The organism is Acinetobacter sp. ANC_7635, assembly GCF_056779945.1.
The window spans coordinates 489,869-505,868 of record NZ_JBWYIS010000001.1; the positions used below are offsets into that span (position 1 = coordinate 489,869).

The following is a 16,000-nucleotide window of genomic DNA, read 5'->3' on the forward strand; positions in this document are numbered from 1 at the left end:
AACGTAGTCTTGCATTAATCAGGGCAAATCGTCGCAAGATCATTTGTTCTGTCTAATGTACGACACGTCATATGTATATTTGAGATGAAAGAGATGATTGAAGCAACAGACTTTAGAAATGCAATGTCTTTACTTACAACTGCGGTAAATGTGATTACAACCTCAGGCGAAGCAGGGATGCATGGCTTTACTGCATCTGCGGTATGTAGTGTCACAGATACTCCGCCAACACTATTAGTCTGTATGAATCAGTCCTCTCGTTCACATGCACATTTTGTTGAAAATAAAATCTTAGCTGTAAACGTACTGAGTACTCAGCATGAACAGCTTTCGAATGCTTTTGCTTCAAGCAAGCTCAGCTCAGAAGATCGCTTCAGACTAGGTGATTGGATTGATTTAAAAACTGGGTCGCCGATTTTAGAAGATGCTTTAGTCAGTTTTGATTGCGAGATTGAGAATATTCAACAAGTCGGTACACATAGTATTTTTTTATGCCGTGTGACTGCAGTAAAGCAAAGTAATCAAGAAGAAAGTTTGGTGTACTTTAACCGTGCTTATCATCAAGTGGGTCAGTTGGAACACGCTTAACTCAACCCCTTAATCCCTTCATCTTTTTAAAAGTTAGTCTATTGTGGAACTTATAACATTTTTAATCATCGGTGCATTTGCTGGTTTTGCGGCTGGGCTGTTTGGTGTAGGCGGTGGTACGATTATTGTGCCACTACTTTTTATTGTCTTTACCCAAATGGGTTATGATCATGATGTCATTATGCATCTGGCACTAGGAACATCTTTAGCAACAATCGTTGTCACTTCGATTAGCTCATTAATGGCACACCATAAAAATGGTGCTGTGCTATGGCCTGTATTTAAAAATTTAGCTCCACCCATGGCCACCGGCTGTTTTGCAGGTGCTGGAATTGCTGGTTTGTTACCGGGATTACATCTTCAAATCATGGTCGGCTTATTTTTGATTTGGGTGGCGTATACTATGTTTACAGGCGCGAACAAAGCAGTTAATTCAACAATGGCTCTTCCTTCATCAAGTCAGCAAGTTGCAGCAGGTAGTGTCATTGGGATTGCATCGGCACTCTTTGGGATAGGTGGTGGTAGTCTGACCGTTCCATATCTGAATCGTTATGGGGTGGTGATGCAAAAGTCTGTCGGTACATCTGCTGCTTGTGGATTACCAATAGCTCTAGCTGGTGCTATAGGGTTTATGGTTTTTGGTATGACTGCTGAGATCAATGTGCCGAATACCATCGGGTATGTTCATATTTATGCTTTCATTGGCATTAGTGTGATGAGTTTTATAACAGCAAAATTTGGTGCCAAAACTGCACATGCCTTATCGCCAGCAATGTTAAAGAAATGTTTCGCTGTCTTGTTGGTTATCATAGGAAGTATCTTCCTTGTAAAAGGATTGATTTAATTTCACCCAAATGTCTTATCAGCCTAGATAGCTCACTTAATGTGGGCTAAAGCGAAGATTTTAATATGTCCCTAGAGGGATCATGATTTGAGTTTTTTCCCATATGATCGAACTAAAACATTTGAAAATGCTATTGGCTTTGAGAGAGCATGGCTCTTTAGTCGCTGCAGCGAGTGATCTCTGCATTACACCTTCAGCCGTATCTCATCAGTTACGTGAGCTTGATCAGTGGATGGGGGTTGAAGTCGTCAACCGCAAGACGAGACCAATTACTTTTTCTAATGTTGGCTTAAGACTGTTGCAGTTAGCGGATGAAATTTTACCGCAAGTTCAGATTGCTCAAAGCGATATCACGCGTATTATCCATGGGCAAACTGGTAGAATTACATTTTCTTCAGAATGCCATAGTTGTTTTGATTGGCTCATGCCGATATTAAATCAGTATCGAAACCAATATCCTGATGTTGATTTAGATTTCGCATCAGGGTTTGAAGCAAATCCTCATGAATTGCTACAAAATGGCGAATTTGATTTGTTGATTACTGCAGACCCAATTGCATTAAAGGGAGTTGAATATTTCCCAGTATTTGAATATGAATCACGACTTGTTTTATCTACAACACATCCTTTGGTACGTGCAAAAAACATTACTGTTCAAGATTTAGCTGATGAAACGCTGATTACATTTCCAGTAGACAAACATCGTTTAGATATCATGTCGAAGTTGTTCATTCCTGCAAATATTCTTCCAAAAAATATTCGAACCACAGATCTGACCCAGATGCTGATTCAGTTAGTCGCAAGTGGGCGTGGAATCGCAGCTTTACCAGATTGGGTGGTAAACGAATATGAAACCAAAGGGTGGGTCACTTCACGTCGCCTAGATTGCGTTGCACCAGAGGGGTTAAGGCGTACTTTATATGCAGGTTTTCGAACTGAAGATAAGGAAAAAGATTATTTCGATTCATTTATAAAAAAATTAGCTAAATTTTCAGAATCAAGAAAACTCTATTACATGTAAGAAAGTTTAATCATTCTGAATAAAGTGAAGATTGAACCTCGAATGAATCTTCATATCAATAATGAGCGAAGTTAAGATGAAAATTAGATAGACGCTATTATTTGTATGAAGACGAATTTTTTGCTTTTGATTATACTTTTTTAACTAAGATTGATGTCTGACATCGAGACATTGGACTCATCATCTGTTTGTAGAAAGTAAACGATTTGATCTCAGTCCATTGTCCATTATTTTGGTCATTTATCTAAGTGGTTTTTTAATTATAAAACTCAATACATTATAAATTTAAGATTATATCCATGATACAACTCATACCTTCTTTTTCAGTTTCAGACTATCTCAGCTTATTTTCGATTATCTGTACGACGCTGATAGGCATCGTTGCTGTCTTTTACGGTCGAAAAACGTATTTTGTGAGTCTGAAAAGTTTTAATGAAAATAAAAATTTATATGAGGCTGCATCTTTTTACATTCGAGAATTTATCTCTGTAAGCCCGAATAAAACAATAGATCCTTTTTTGAAGAAAATTGCCAGTGATCAACTCAATGGCGGTGTCGAGATTCCTTCATTTTTAACCGATATACTTATACGTAAATATGCAGATTACTATTTTTACTTAGTGAAGTCCCTTCGCACTACTTGGAAGTTTTTTAAAGTTGAAAATGGAGAAATTCAATGTATTTATTCAGAACGGGAATTAGTCTTTAAAGGGTTAGCGTATGGTGCCTTATATACCGTCACCGGTTCTTTAGCTTTTTTTATATTTTCAAATTTTACTTGGTTTTTAGCTCGTTATACTTCAGATAGCGCATTAAACACAGGGATGACTTTAATCATTTTACTTGTATTTCTTTTGTTCGTAGCACTTGGAAGCTTAGTTATGATTTTTAAGTTAATCACTGTGCGTGATATCAACCAGAGTCTAAACCTACTTAAGCAATCAGAAAATAAACGCTCATAACAAACAGAATAGAATCACGAGTTAGCTTTTTTCTTTGCACAAAAAAATTGCACGCAGGTTAATTTCGGTGCTTACCGAGTATTCTTTACTCCGACTGATTCAACAGGTTTACTTCAATAAAGTTCCGTTCAATACAATCAGCTCTAAGAGAAATGTTATATATCAAGCGATAGTAATACTAAAATAAAAAAAAGTATTACTTTGGCACAGCCTTTGCATCTATCTACATCATCATAAAGTGATCTAGGGTTCCGATACATGAAGTTTCATGTAGGTCTGCGACCGAGAGTTCACGGCTTAAGTTGCAAGCTCAAGCTACACGGAGGGATAAAAGCCCGGGAGGTAAACCGTAAAAGATTGGGATGGATGCATATGAGCACAATAAACTATCACGAAGATCAAGTCCTTTGGACAGAACGTTTACCGGGTGGACACCACTGGTCAGCACGTATTCAGCGTGGCGCAGTACTACAAGTTAAATCCTTAGGCAAAAATGCCAATGTGGCACTGTACTGCATCAATAGCGAAGATAAGCTCGAACGCTACAACATGCCAGACAGCTTAAAAGGGCAACATACGGCATTTTTAAGTACAGGACATATCCTTGCATCTGACCTAGGTCGCGCGATGATTTCCATTGTCAAAGACGACCACGGTTGGAATGATGCATTTTGTGCACCAAGTACCGCACAACAAATTGAACAACAATTTGGTTCAAAAACCTTTCAAGATGCACGCAACGACATGTACCGTAACGGTAAAGATTCTTTACTGCTTGAAATGACCAAGTTTGGTTTATCTGCAACGGATTTGAGCAGTACTTTAAATCTATTTTCTAAAGTTCAACCGGATGACCATGGCAATCTCAGCTATGTGGCATCTGACAATACGAATCAAGTGATCGAACTCCGCTTTGAAATGGATTGCTTGGTGTTCTTATCATCCGCACCGCATGCTTTAGACAACAGTGGGGAATATGCACCTGCCGATGTTCAATTGTCTTTATACAAAGCACTTCCTTTAAGCGACAGCGATGTATGTCGTGATTCATGCCCGCAAAATCAGCGTGCATTTCAAAACAACAATCGTTACTACGCACTCAGCGCTTAATTGGGAGAATACAACATGACTGCACTCGTAAAATTAGAAAAATCAGTTTTAAGCGAAGTTTGTCCAGCTGGTGAAGCATGGATGTGCGAAGTCAAAAAAGGGCAATATTTCCGTATTGTGGATTTAGAAGGCAACCAAGCGGTAGATACGCTCTTTATCTCTGCGTCAAACCCTGAAGAACGCTATAGCGCAACTGATACCTTAGCGATTAATAAACAAATCTATTTAGAAAAAGGTACAGCTTTATACACCAACTTTGGCAACAAAATTGCCACCATTCATGATGATAACTGCGGTCGCCATGACACCTTAGGCGGTGCTTGTTCATGTGAAAGTAACACCGTTCGTTATGCACATGACAAATATCCAATGCACAGTTGCCGTAACAATTTCATGATTGCGCTGTCTCAGCATCCAATTGCCAAAAAACACGGCTTAAACGTGCGTCACATCGGTCCAAATATTAACTTTTTTATGAATGTGCCCGTGACCTCTGAGGGACATCTAAAGTTTGATGATGGTATTTCTGCACCGGGTAAATATGTGGAAATTAAAGCGGAAATGGATTTGATCGTGCTGATCTCCAACTGCCCACAACTGAATAATCCTTGTAATGCCTATAACCCAACCAAAATTCAATTGATCATTCGTGACGGCGAGGACGCATAACCATGACTAAAAAATATGGACTGAATAAAGTTCTAATCGCCAACCGTGGTGCAATTGCGTGTCGTGTCATTCGTACCCTTAAAAAATTAGGTATCCAATCTGTTGCAGTCTATTCGGAAGCGGATCGTGATTCATTGCATGTGACTTTGGCCGATGAAGCGGTCTATATCGGTGAAGCACCAGCGAGCCAAAGCTATTTAAATGTCGATAAAATTTTAGAAGTGGCTAATCAAACCGGCGCACAAGCGATTCACCCAGGTTATGGCTTCTTGTCTGAAAATGCTGAATTCTGCGACCTATGTGAATCACAGGGTATTGCTTTTATTGGACCAAATTCTGCGCAGATGCGTGCCTTTGGTCTGAAACACACGGCGCGTGAGCTTGCAATTCAAGCCAATGTGCCATTATTACCGGGTAGTCAATTACTTGCAGATGAAGCTGAAGCCTTAACGGAAGCGAATCGTATTGGTTATCCTGTGATGCTGAAAAGTACCGCAGGTGGCGGTGGGATCGGCATGCGCTTGGTCTGGAACGAAGCTGAACTGAAAGATGCCTATGCAACCGTATCCTATTTAGCCCAAGCCAACTTTAAAGATGCCGGTTTGTATCTTGAAAAATTTGTACAAAATGCCCGTCATATCGAAGTGCAAATTTTTGGTGATGGCCAAGGGCAGGTGATCGCACTCGGTGAGCGTGATTGTTCAGTACAGCGTCGTAACCAAAAAGTAATTGAGGAAACCCCGGCACCGCATATCAATGATGAACAACGTGCCTATATCCAAAATGTTGCCATTCAACTGATGCAATCGGTGAACTACCGTTCTGCCGGTACGGTTGAATTTGTGATGGATACTGACACACAAGCATTCTATTTCTTGGAAGTGAACACCCGTCTACAAGTGGAACATGGTGTGACTGAGCAAGTCTTTGGTGTGGACTTGGTGGAATGGATGGTGACATTAGCCAGCGGTGATTGGACCGCGCCAACTAAAAAATTGGAATCTAATGGTCATTCGATTCAAGTACGTTTATATGCTGAAGACCCAATCAAAAACTTCCAACCCAGTGCCGGTTTACTGACACATGTTGAGTTTGATGCTAATGCCCGTAATGAAACATGGGTAGAAACAGGTTCAAATGTATCATCATTCTATGACCCGATGATTGCTAAAATCATTGTCACAGCAGGCGATCGTGCTTCTGCGATTCAAGCCATGACGGATACTTTGGCGAAAACTTCAGTTGCAGGGATTGAAACCAATCTTGAATATCTACAAAACATCATCGACTGTGAGGTATTTAAAGCGGGTACACAAACCACACGCTTCCTCAATACCTTTGAGTGGAAAACCCAAAAGGTTGAAGTGTTGCAAGCGGGTATTCAAACTGCCGTGCAAGATGTCACAGGGCGTTTGGGCTATTGGGATGTCGGTGTGCCACCATCCGGTGCGATTGACCCATTATCACTGAATGTTGCAAACCAATTACTTGGCAACGCCTATAACACCGCAGGGCTTGAATGTACGTTACAAGGTCCAACTCTAAAATTCCATTGTGATAGCCAAATCGTGCTTGCCGGTGGTGATATGCCATCAACACTAGATGGTGCTCAAGTTCCGATGTGGCAAACCGTGAATGTGCGTAAAGGTCAGATTCTCAAATGTGGCAAAATCGCGACAGGTTGCCGGACTTATATCGGCATCAAAGGTGGTCTGAATGTGCCTGAATATCTCGGCTCACAAGCGACTTTTACCTTGGGTCAGTTTGGTGGTCATGCCGGGCGTAACTTACTGATTGGCGATATGCTCCCAATTACAGCATTCACAAGCGATGAAATTAAAGCTCTTGCACCTGAACAAGTGCCTTCATTTAGCCATGAATGGGAAATTGCGGTGATGTACGGCCCACATGGTGCACCTGAGTTCTTCACCAAAAATGATATTGATACCTTCTTTGCCAATACCTTTGAGATTCACTTTAACTCGAGCCGTACCGGTATCCGCTTGATTGGTCCAAAACCAGAATGGGCACGTGAAGATGGTGGTGAAGCGGGTCTACATCCATCCAATATTCATGATAATGCCTATGCCATTGGTGCCATCGACTTTACCGGTGATATGCCAATTATTCTCGGTCCAGATGGTCCAAGTCTCGGTGGTTTCGTCTGTCCTGCAGTGGTGATTCATTCCGAACTATGGAAACTCGGTCAGCTTAAAGCCGGTGACAAAGTGAAATTTGTCCCTGTAAGCTATCACCAAGCCAAACTTTTAAATGAAAAATATCATGCGCAATTAGAAGCTTCAGATACAGAAGCGGTGGCATTTGATGAGTCGTTCTATCCTGAACTCGCAACTCTAAAAAATGCGGTTCTCGATACCTTAAAAGGTGAAAATGGTGCGCCTGATGTGGTGTATCGTCCTGCCGGCAACAACTACATGTTGGTGGAATATGGCGAATTGGTGCTGGATCTAAACTTACGTTTCCGTATTCATGCTTTGATGCAATGGGTACAAAAGCAAAATATTCAGGGCATTATCGACCTGACACCGGGCATTCGTTCACTACAAATTCACTTTGACTCATTAAAAATCGATCAACTTGATTTACTGCGTTTATTACAAGTGGCTGAAGCTGAATTGCCTGATGTGACCGAGATGCAAGTCCCATCACGGACTGTATATTTACCACTGGCTTGGGAAGATTCACAAACGCAACTTGCCACCGAACGCTATATGCAAACCGTTCGTCCAGATGCACCGTGGTGTCCAGACAATATCGAATTTATCCGTCGTATTAATGGCTTAAAAGACAAACAAGCAGTGAAAGACGTGGTATATGATGCAAGTTATTTGGTCATGGGCTTGGGCGATGTGTACCTTGGTGCACCTGTCGCAACACCACTTGATCCACGTCAGCGTTTAGTCACCACCAAATATAACCCTGCACGGACATGGACCCCTGAAAATGCTGTGGGTATTGGCGGTGCCTATATGTGTGTCTATGGTATGGAAGGTCCGGGGGGCTATCAGTTTGTCGGTCGTACCACGCAAATGTGGTCTCGCTACCGTAAAAATGCCGACTTTGAGCAAGGTAAACCGTGGTTGTTACGCTTCTTTGACCAAATTAAGTTTTACGAAGTATCTGAAGAAGAGCTGATGCTAATGCGTGAAGACTTTAAAGCAGGTCGCTTAAAACTTCGTATTGAACAAGGGGTATTGAACTTAAAGGAATACAATGACTTCTTAACCAAAAACCAAGCGTCGATTTCTATATTTAAGTCTATACAACAAGCCAATTTTGACGAAGAACGTCGTCGTTGGCATCAAGCAGGACTTGCAGAATATGTGTCCGAAAGTTTAGATACTATCGAGGATGCTGAAAGTGTTAAAGTACCTGAAGGTGGCTGTGCGGTGGAGTCACATATGCCAGGTTCCATTTGGAAAATTGAATGTGAGTCGGGTGATATTGTGGAAGAGGGTGCGACGCTTGCAGTGATTGAAGCGATGAAGATTGAGATTCCGATTATTGCACCTGAACGTATGAAAGTAGAGGAGATTGTGATTACAAAAGGACAAAATGTGAAGACAGGTCAAGTGCTGTTTACCTTAGCACCAGTGGCTTGATTTAATAAATTAAATGTCCAAGCTTACTATTTAGTAAGCTTGGACATTTTTAGTTATCTCAAAACATATTTAAATAATATTCATCATAGTGATAGTTAATATATCTTTCAGATTTCAGAGTCTTAATAAAATTAATGCCACTGACCGTTTTTTTGCCAGAACTATCATAATTTTCAATAAAATCAATTATTTTAAGTAGGAAAATTCTAGTATATGCCATGTAGAAACTACTGATTCGGATATCTGAAATATTTAAATAAACATCATTTGATCCAAAGTATTTTTTTAAAACTTTTTGTAAATCATTAACTCTTTGATTCCAATTTTTGAAGTAATTATCATCTGTGACAGGAATATCAGTAGTTACAATGCTTGTTCCATGTGCAAAAATATTTCTTAGCGTGAATAATGAATTAATTATATTGCTAATATCTTTATTCATTAAAGACGATGTGTTTAATTCAAATATAATTGAATACTCATCTAAAAGCTTTTTAAATGAGCTACCTGACTCTATACTTGATTGTTTTGCAACAAGCATCTTCTGATAATTATTATGTTTATTTCTTCCTTTTTTAGTACCTTCTTCAACATAGTAGTTAATTTCATTCTGAAAATATTTCGCTAATATTTCCCTTAAAGTTCCCTCAAGTATTGCAGATATTATTGATATCGCAGGGATAGTGTATATAAGCATTTCGTTTGATTTATATGGAATTTTGGGTATTTTGTTGATATTTTCTTCCACTATATTTGATTTTTCATCGTTATTAAATTTTGTTATAACTTCTTTCAATTTTCTTAAAAAATTAATTTTTAATGATATGGCTTTTTCATACATATTAGATCGACAAGAGGCATTATGTCGGTTGAAAAATAGCCATATATTTTTAGGTGTGTAAATAAAATATCCACAATTAAACATAGGGAATGTGTAAATGGTATTGACAACACCTTTTGTCTTTGGTGGTTTTTGAATGTAAATAAAGCAAAAACTGTAGCGTTCAATTGTCCCACTCTTTATCCTAAGTTTTGTATCAATTTCGACCCAAGATTTGTATAAAACTGATATAACTTCTAAGCGCTTATAACGAAAATTGTCTGCCACAAGATTCTCTTATTATTTGATAGATATAACTAATTTTAACATTTAAAAAAAATTAGAGATGGATGTTGATAAAATATTTCCAAATTAATAAAAAACAAACTCAGTGGATCGGTCGATTTGTATAATGTAAAACTCAGGTCAGCAGTCTATCATTTGGTTTATCAAGTCATCGATGCAAAAATTGTGCTACTGGTCTTAGACTTAGACCGCCTTGATACGATCTATAAAAAATTATAATTATTTCAAACTCTCTTTATGCTCTTGTCCCCAAACCGCCATTTGTACCATCAACTTTTCTAGGCCACGACCTGATGGTGTCAGATCATACATTGAGGTCGTTTTACCCGTGGTTTCATCAACAGACTCAATTTTTTCAACAACATTGTTCAATTCAAGTTCTTTGAGCTCTTTAGAAATCATTCTGGGTGTAATGCCTTGCAGCAGACGTTCAATCTCATTAAAACGGCGTGGCTGTTTAATCATGGTTGCAACAATCGCTAATTTCCATTTGCCATTAATGACGTTCATGGCATTTTTAAGCGCTACAATAAACATCAAATTACATTGGTCATCTTCACTTAATGTTTCTGCATTCTCTTTCATAAAATCAGCCATCTATCCTCCCATCTCGTCATAAAATTTAATCAAATAAAATCCTAAATTCACTATACAACAGTATAGTGATCTCGTTTTTTAACTCGCCTATAAATTACATCATTGCAAAAATAATCCAAGGTTATTGAATGATTTTAGTTACTGGTGCTACTGGCCATTTAGGGCGAAGTGTAGTGCAACAATTAAAGCAACAGTTACAAAACAATGAGTTTGCTGTATTGGCGAGAAACTTAGAAAAAGCCAAACCTTATGTCAATGAACATATTGAAGTCCGTGAAGGAGATTTCAATCAGCCTGAAAGTTTGATCAAAGCCTTTCAGGGTGTCGACAAGCTACTTCTCATTTCAACGATGGAAATGAATCGCTTTGAACAACATAAGAATGTCATCGACGCTGCGCGTGAAGCAGGTGTTCAACATGTGTATTACACAGGTTTGTCCATTCAAAATATTGCAAATTCAGCGGTGAAAGATTTGATGATCAGTCATTTTCAAACTGAAGATTACCTCAAAGCAAGCGGACTGAAATATACACTCCTACGCAACACCATGTATGCAGAAGCGATTCCACAAATTATCGGTGAAGGAGTCATCGATACAGGCATCCAGCTCTCTGGAGGAGCGGGAAAAGTGCCTTATGTGCTAAGAGCAGAGTTAGGAGAAGCAATAGCAAATGCCTTAATTCAAAATGATCATGAGAATAAGGTCTATGAGTTAGTCGGCAGCCAAACTTATAGCTATCAAGATATTGCTGATGAGCTAAGTCAACTCAAAACAATACCAGTGGAATATCACGATCTCACTGAAGAAGCCTATCAACAGTTGTTAAAAAGAATCGGTTTGCCCGAATTTCTGATCTATCTCACACATGGCACAGTCGTAGATATTAAACATCGACAGTATGAAGTTCAAAGCCAAGATTTAGAACAACTTTTAGGTCGTCCAAGCCAATCACTCAAATCAATGTTGGCGAGTTTATACGCTTAAAGAATTAAAAATATTCACATTTAAATATTATAGGTAAATACATGAAATTATTAGAAGCTTTACAGTGGCGTTATGCAACCAAACAAATGACTGGTGAAAAACTACCGCAAGAATTAGTCGATCAAATTCTTGAAGCTGCGCGTTTAGCACCGACCTCAGCGGGCTTACAACCGTTCCATATTATCTCGATCAGCAACCAAGAACTTAAAGAGAAAATTTCACCAGTTGCATTGAATCAACCGCAAATTACCCAGTCATCGCATCTTTTGGTATTTACGGCTTGGGATACGATTCCAGACGAGCGTATCGATGAACGCTATAACGCAATGAATCGTGAGCGTCATTTACCTTTAGATACGACCATGGATGTGGTGCAAAACTTAAAGAACCTGTTCTCGACGTTTACTGAAGAGCAGCAATACCACCATACTGCAAAACAAGCGCATATTGGTTTTGGTATGGCAATTGCGGCAGCAGCTGAGTTAGGTGTAGATGCAACACCAATGGAAGGTTTTGATAAAGATGGTCTGGATGAATTATTAGGTTTAAAAGAAAAAGGCTTAAAGTCTGTGGTGCTATTGGCACTAGGTCGACGTAATCCAGAAAAAGATTGGTTAATTGGATTGAAGAAATTCCGTATTCCGCGTGAGGAGTTCGTCACTGATATCCAGTAAAGTATTTCATTAGAACAAGAAGACAAAATAATAACCATTCGAGTTGACCGTCTATCTCCAGAAAGGCGGTCTTTTTGCATTTCTGAACATTGAACAAATCAAGTGCACAATTTTGATTCATGCACATTTTTGAATCTTTCCGACGACTTTTTTTCTAGCTCTCTTTTATATATCTCAAGAAAAGTTTTGGCACGCTTTCTGCATTTACCAAGTATTACCAATTCTTTTTTTTGTAATACCTAGAGGTGCTGCAGATGACGACAAATCAATCCAAACAATCGAAGCATCCCATCCTTCAATTCTTCATTGAACTGATGAGTGTCCGTGCGGGTTTACACCTACAACAATCTCAAAAACCTAAGGAGCTCAAACGTGCCTAAACAGAAGCTGGCGCGGATCAGCATCACTTTACCTGAAAATACATTGCAGGCTATGGATCAAAAAATTGTAGATCAACATTATGAAAGCCGATCTCAAGCCATTGTTGACATGATTAACCACCATTTGATCAATGACCTTGTTAGCCGAAATGAAGTCATGGTCGGTACTTTAACCTTATTGTATGACGTCAGTTTAAAGCCATTAAGAACACAACTTATTGATTTACAGCAACAGTTTTTGACTCAGGTGATTAGTTCACTACATATCCAATTAGATGATGACAAAGTCATGCAGGTGATGTTGATGCAAGGGGTCAGCAGTGACCTAAAAGCCATAAGTGAGCAATTTAAAGCATTAAAAGGGGTAATTAAGGGGCATTTAGAGCTGATGGATGCAGTCATGCCACCTATTCCTCAAAATTCGGAACACGTATAAGGAGCACCGTCGTGCAGACATTATGGACTATACAAGATTGGCAACAGGCTTATGCAAATCAAACTATTCAACTGAATGATTTGAAGCGTTATCTTGCTGAATTCTCCAATGATGATCACGCTTGGATTTCAATAGCCAGTGCCGAGCAAATACAGGCGCAGATTGATGCATTAGCCCATCAGGATATCGCTGATCTTCCGTTATATGGTGTGCCATTTGCTGTCAAAGACAATATTGATGTTGCTGGATTTTATACCACTGCGGCGTGTCCAGATGCTGCTTATTTAGCAATGCAAGATGCAACCGTAGTGGCTAAGCTTAAATCTGCTGGTGCAATCGTGGTGGGCAAGACCAATCTAGATCAATTTGCCACGGGATTGGTTGGCGTGCGTTCACCCTTTGGGGCTGTAAAAAACAGTTTCAATCCGGATTATATTAGCGGTGGATCAAGCTCTGGCTCAGCGGTTGCAGTAGCAAATGGGTGTGTACCATTCGCCCTCGGTACTGATACAGCAGGTTCTGGCAGAGTTCCCGCGGGTTTCAATAATATTGTCGGACTCAAACCAACCAAAGGCTGGTTTTCAGCCACGGGTTTAATCCCTGCATGTCGAAGTATTGATGTGATCTCAATCTTTGCAACTCAAGTGGATGATGCTTGGACGGTAGCGCAATTGATGCAAGGTTATGATGCGACCGATGCTTATTCAAGACAGCATCCGAGAACAGTCCCGACACAATTTTCGAAGGGCAAGATTGCAATCCCAGATCACTTAGAATTTTATGGTGATACTCAAAGTGAGCAAGCATTTCAAACAGCCATTGCTCGAATGAAATCGCTCGGATTTCAAGTTGAAGAGATTGATTTCACAGTTTTTAATCAATTGGCTGCTGCATTGTATAACCGCTCATGGGTTGCTGAGCGTACGCATGCCGTCGAACACAAAGTTCGACGTGAGCAATGTCATCCGGTAATTAAGCAAATCATTGATCAAGCTGATCACTTCAATGCTGTAGATGTGATGCAAGATGAGTATCAGCGTGCAGAATGGGCTAGGCAGATCAATCTTCAATTAAAAAATTATGATGCGTTGATGGTGCCAACAGCTCCTACGATTTATCTCATTGCAGATGTTGAAGCAGATCCGATCCAAAAGAATTCGCATATGGGGGCTTATACCAATTTTGTTAATTTTGCTGATTTATCAGCATTGGCACTCCCAAATGTCATCCGTGATGATGGTTTGCCAAGTGGTATCACTTTAGTTGCTGGCGCTTGGATGGATCAAGCTTTGGCACACTTCGGTCAGCAATGGCAAGCGACTTCAGGATTAAATTTAGCAACGTCAAAGCAAGGCTATCAAATTCATAAATCAATAGGATCTGAGCACACCGTTAAATTAGCAGTGGTGGGAGCACATCTTACAGGCATGCCGCTGAATTTTCAGTTAACGAGCAGACAAGCCACCTTGGTTAAAAAAACGCGTACTGCGCCGTATTACAAACTATTTGCTTTAAAAAATACTCAGCCACCTAAGCCGGGGCTACAACGAGATACATCAGGTCATTCTATTGAAGTGGAAGTGTGGGATGTACCAAGAGCATTGTTCGGTGACATTGTTGCTGAAGTCCCAGCACCACTTGGTATTGGCAATGTCCAACTCATTGATGGAACATGGGTGAAAGGCTTTATATGTGAAAACCATGCTTTAGCAGATGCACTTGATATCAGTCACTTTGGTGGATGGCGTGATTATATTCAAGCCTCAAATTTTACCAATACTAAATTTAAGTGCACGAGCATTGGTGAGGTGGTGCAATGAAAACGATGGTCTGGGGAGTCATTGGAACTGCACTGTTATTCGTGGGTTGTGATAAAACCGCAAAAATTCCAGAACCAAGTCAACATGCTCAAGCCGAAAAATCAATGCAACCGATTCGTATTGGTTACAGTGATTGGCCAGGATGGGTGGCATGGCAAGTTGCTATTGAGAAAGGGTGGTTTAAAGAAGCTGGATTAAACGTAGAGTTTAAATGGTTTGATTATTCAGCCTCTATGAATGCTTTTGCAGCAAACCAATTGGATGCGGTTTCTGTTTCTCATGGGGATAATTTGGTCATTGCCTCAGGTGGAACGCGGGGCATTATGATTTTAGCAACTGATTATTCATCAGGGAATGATGTCATTCTTGCAAAAGAGGGCATTCATAGTGTGGCAGATCTTAAGGGTAAAACGATTGCAGTCGAAAAAGGGCTGGTCGATCATAATTTATTGAATACCGCACTTTCAGATCAAAATATATCAGCCAATGAAATCAAACTGATTAATGCAGCAACCAACGAATTACCCCAAGTATTTAGCAGCCAAGATGTGGATGCCATCGCTGTATGGCAACCTGTAGCAAATCAAGCTTTAAAAAGCGTAGCTGGGTCCAAAATCATCTATAGTTCTCAAGATAAACCAGGATTGATCTATGATACGTTGACGGTAAATATGACGCATTTATCTAGGCATCAAGCAGAGTGGAAAAAAGTGCTTCAAGTATGGGATCGAACCGTCAAATTTATTCAAGACCCTGAGACGAGAAACGATGCTTTGATGATTATGTCTAAGCGTGTTGGTGTTGAACCTGAGCAATATGAACAATTTATTCAAGGCACACATTTGTTGGATCTTGAGGCAAATCAAAAGGTATTTAAACGCTCTTCAACTTTAGATTCTATTTATGGATCAACTTATCATGTCAATAAGTTTAATCTTGAAAATGGAGTTTATACGGTAAAACTAGATATTGATGGGCTGATTTATCCAAAATTGGTTGAATCATTTAAATAAAAAAAAGCCCAGTGCAGAGGGGCTTGCACTGGGCACAAAGTTGGACTGAATGATTGGTCGGTAGAGCAACAGAGTTGCCTACCTTGTATGGATTAAGAATAGATAAAAATGGAAAAACTAGGAAACGGATTAAAATCATAAAATCAATCGT

15 protein-coding genes and 1 riboswitch are annotated in these 16,000 nt (G+C 39.7%); of the genes, 13 read left to right on the forward strand and 2 right to left on the reverse strand.

What is annotated here, in order from left to right; all coding sequences use genetic code 11:
- Positions 1-93: 93 nt before the first annotated feature.
- From AC1M89_RS02530 to uca, 7 genes are all read left to right on the forward strand, one after another.
- Positions 94-588, forward strand: a complete 495-nt coding sequence (locus AC1M89_RS02530) for a flavin reductase (RefSeq protein WP_481608635.1) — start codon at positions 94-96, stop codon at positions 586-588.
- Positions 589-631: 43 nt separating this feature from the next.
- Positions 632-1,432, forward strand: coding sequence for a sulfite exporter TauE/SafE family protein (locus AC1M89_RS02535; RefSeq protein WP_481613855.1), 801 nt, complete (start codon positions 632-634; stop codon positions 1,430-1,432).
- 103 nt (positions 1,433-1,535) lie between these two features.
- Positions 1,536-2,453 carry a LysR family transcriptional regulator gene (locus tag AC1M89_RS02540; RefSeq protein WP_092766426.1) on the forward strand — a complete coding sequence of 306 codons (918 nt, stop codon included), beginning with the start codon at positions 1,536-1,538 and terminating at the stop codon, positions 2,451-2,453.
- 299 nt (positions 2,454-2,752) lie between these two features.
- Positions 2,753-3,415 (forward strand): hypothetical protein, encoded by a 663-nt coding sequence (locus tag AC1M89_RS02545; protein ID WP_481596963.1) that lies wholly within the window; start codon positions 2,753-2,755, stop codon positions 3,413-3,415.
- A gap of 232 nt (positions 3,416-3,647) precedes the next feature.
- A riboswitch (guanidine-I (ykkC/yxkD leader) is annotated at positions 3,648-3,759 on the forward strand.
- A 28-nt stretch (positions 3,760-3,787) separates the two neighbouring features.
- Positions 3,788-4,525 (forward strand): urea amidolyase associated protein UAAP1, encoded by a 738-nt coding sequence (locus AC1M89_RS02550; protein WP_481613856.1) that lies wholly within the window; start codon positions 3,788-3,790, stop codon positions 4,523-4,525.
- Between the two features lie 15 nt (positions 4,526-4,540).
- Complete coding sequence (locus AC1M89_RS02555) at positions 4,541-5,194, forward strand: urea amidolyase associated protein UAAP2 (RefSeq protein WP_481596965.1); 654 nt, start codon at positions 4,541-4,543, stop codon at positions 5,192-5,194.
- 2 nt (positions 5,195-5,196) lie between these two features.
- Complete coding sequence (gene uca / locus AC1M89_RS02560; RefSeq protein WP_481613857.1) at positions 5,197-8,817, forward strand: urea carboxylase; 3,621 nt, start codon at positions 5,197-5,199, stop codon at positions 8,815-8,817.
- Between the two features lie 58 nt (positions 8,818-8,875).
- Here the strand turns inward: uca and AC1M89_RS02565 are convergent, their stop codons facing one another.
- A complete protein-coding gene (locus tag AC1M89_RS02565) occupies positions 8,876-9,925 on the reverse strand; it encodes a hypothetical protein (protein ID WP_481613858.1) in 1,050 nt (349 codons plus the stop codon).
- A 237-nt stretch (positions 9,926-10,162) separates the two neighbouring features.
- Entirely contained in the window at positions 10,163-10,540 is a 378-nt protein-coding gene (locus AC1M89_RS02570; protein ID WP_481594561.1) for a winged helix-turn-helix transcriptional regulator, read from the reverse strand.
- A 128-nt stretch (positions 10,541-10,668) separates the two neighbouring features.
- On the opposite strand from AC1M89_RS02570, the gene AC1M89_RS02575 reads away from it, so the two are divergent.
- The 6 genes from AC1M89_RS02575 to AC1M89_RS02600 all read left to right on the forward strand — a co-directional run bounded on the left by AC1M89_RS02575 (position 10,669) and on the right by AC1M89_RS02600 (position 15,849).
- Positions 10,669-11,526 (forward strand): SDR family oxidoreductase, encoded by an 858-nt coding sequence (locus AC1M89_RS02575; RefSeq protein ID WP_481613859.1) that lies wholly within the window; start codon positions 10,669-10,671, stop codon positions 11,524-11,526.
- A 41-nt stretch (positions 11,527-11,567) separates the two neighbouring features.
- Positions 11,568-12,200: an NAD(P)H-dependent oxidoreductase gene (locus tag AC1M89_RS02580; RefSeq protein WP_035263843.1), complete on the forward strand. Its 633-nt coding sequence runs from the start codon at positions 11,568-11,570 to the stop codon at positions 12,198-12,200.
- A gap of 254 nt (positions 12,201-12,454) precedes the next feature.
- Entirely contained in the window at positions 12,455-12,580 is a 126-nt protein-coding gene (locus tag AC1M89_RS02585) for a hypothetical protein (protein WP_257219874.1), read from the forward strand.
- Positions 12,573-13,016: a CopG family ribbon-helix-helix protein gene (locus tag AC1M89_RS02590; RefSeq protein WP_035263841.1), complete on the forward strand. Its 444-nt coding sequence runs from the start codon at positions 12,573-12,575 to the stop codon at positions 13,014-13,016. The genes AC1M89_RS02585 and AC1M89_RS02590 overlap by 8 nt, the downstream gene beginning before the upstream one ends.
- Positions 13,017-13,027: 11 nt before the next feature.
- A complete protein-coding gene (atzF, locus tag AC1M89_RS02595; protein ID WP_481613860.1) occupies positions 13,028-14,836 on the forward strand; it encodes an allophanate hydrolase in 1,809 nt (602 codons plus the stop codon).
- Positions 14,833-15,849 carry an ABC transporter substrate-binding protein gene (locus AC1M89_RS02600; protein WP_481587094.1) on the forward strand — a complete coding sequence of 339 codons (1,017 nt, stop codon included), beginning with the start codon at positions 14,833-14,835 and terminating at the stop codon, positions 15,847-15,849. Before atzF ends, AC1M89_RS02600 begins: the two co-directional genes overlap by 4 nt.
- Positions 15,850-16,000 lie beyond the last annotated feature (151 nt).

Bases quoted from the DNA above. Each gene is read 5' to 3' on its own strand.
- AC1M89_RS02530 (WP_481608635.1), top strand. From the start codon at position 94: ATGATTGAAGCAACAGACTTTAGAAATGCAATGTCTTTACTTACAACT.
- AC1M89_RS02540 (WP_092766426.1), top strand. From the start codon at position 1,536: ATGATCGAACTAAAACATTTGAAAATGCTATTGGCTTTGAGAGAGCAT.
- AC1M89_RS02545 (WP_481596963.1), top strand. From the start codon at position 2,753: ATGATACAACTCATACCTTCTTTTTCAGTTTCAGACTATCTCAGCTTA.
- AC1M89_RS02550 (WP_481613856.1), top strand. From the start codon at position 3,788: ATGAGCACAATAAACTATCACGAAGATCAAGTCCTTTGGACAGAACGT.
- AC1M89_RS02555 (WP_481596965.1), top strand. From the start codon at position 4,541: ATGACTGCACTCGTAAAATTAGAAAAATCAGTTTTAAGCGAAGTTTGT.
- uca (WP_481613857.1), top strand. From the start codon at position 5,197: ATGACTAAAAAATATGGACTGAATAAAGTTCTAATCGCCAACCGTGGT.
- AC1M89_RS02570 (WP_481594561.1), bottom strand. From the start codon at position 10,540: ATGGCTGATTTTATGAAAGAGAATGCAGAAACATTAAGTGAAGATGAC.
- AC1M89_RS02575 (WP_481613859.1), top strand. From the start codon at position 10,669: ATGATTTTAGTTACTGGTGCTACTGGCCATTTAGGGCGAAGTGTAGTG.
- AC1M89_RS02580 (WP_035263843.1), top strand. From the start codon at position 11,568: ATGAAATTATTAGAAGCTTTACAGTGGCGTTATGCAACCAAACAAATG.
- AC1M89_RS02585 (WP_257219874.1), top strand. From the start codon at position 12,455: ATGACGACAAATCAATCCAAACAATCGAAGCATCCCATCCTTCAATTC.
- AC1M89_RS02600 (WP_481587094.1), top strand. From the start codon at position 14,833: ATGAAAACGATGGTCTGGGGAGTCATTGGAACTGCACTGTTATTCGTG.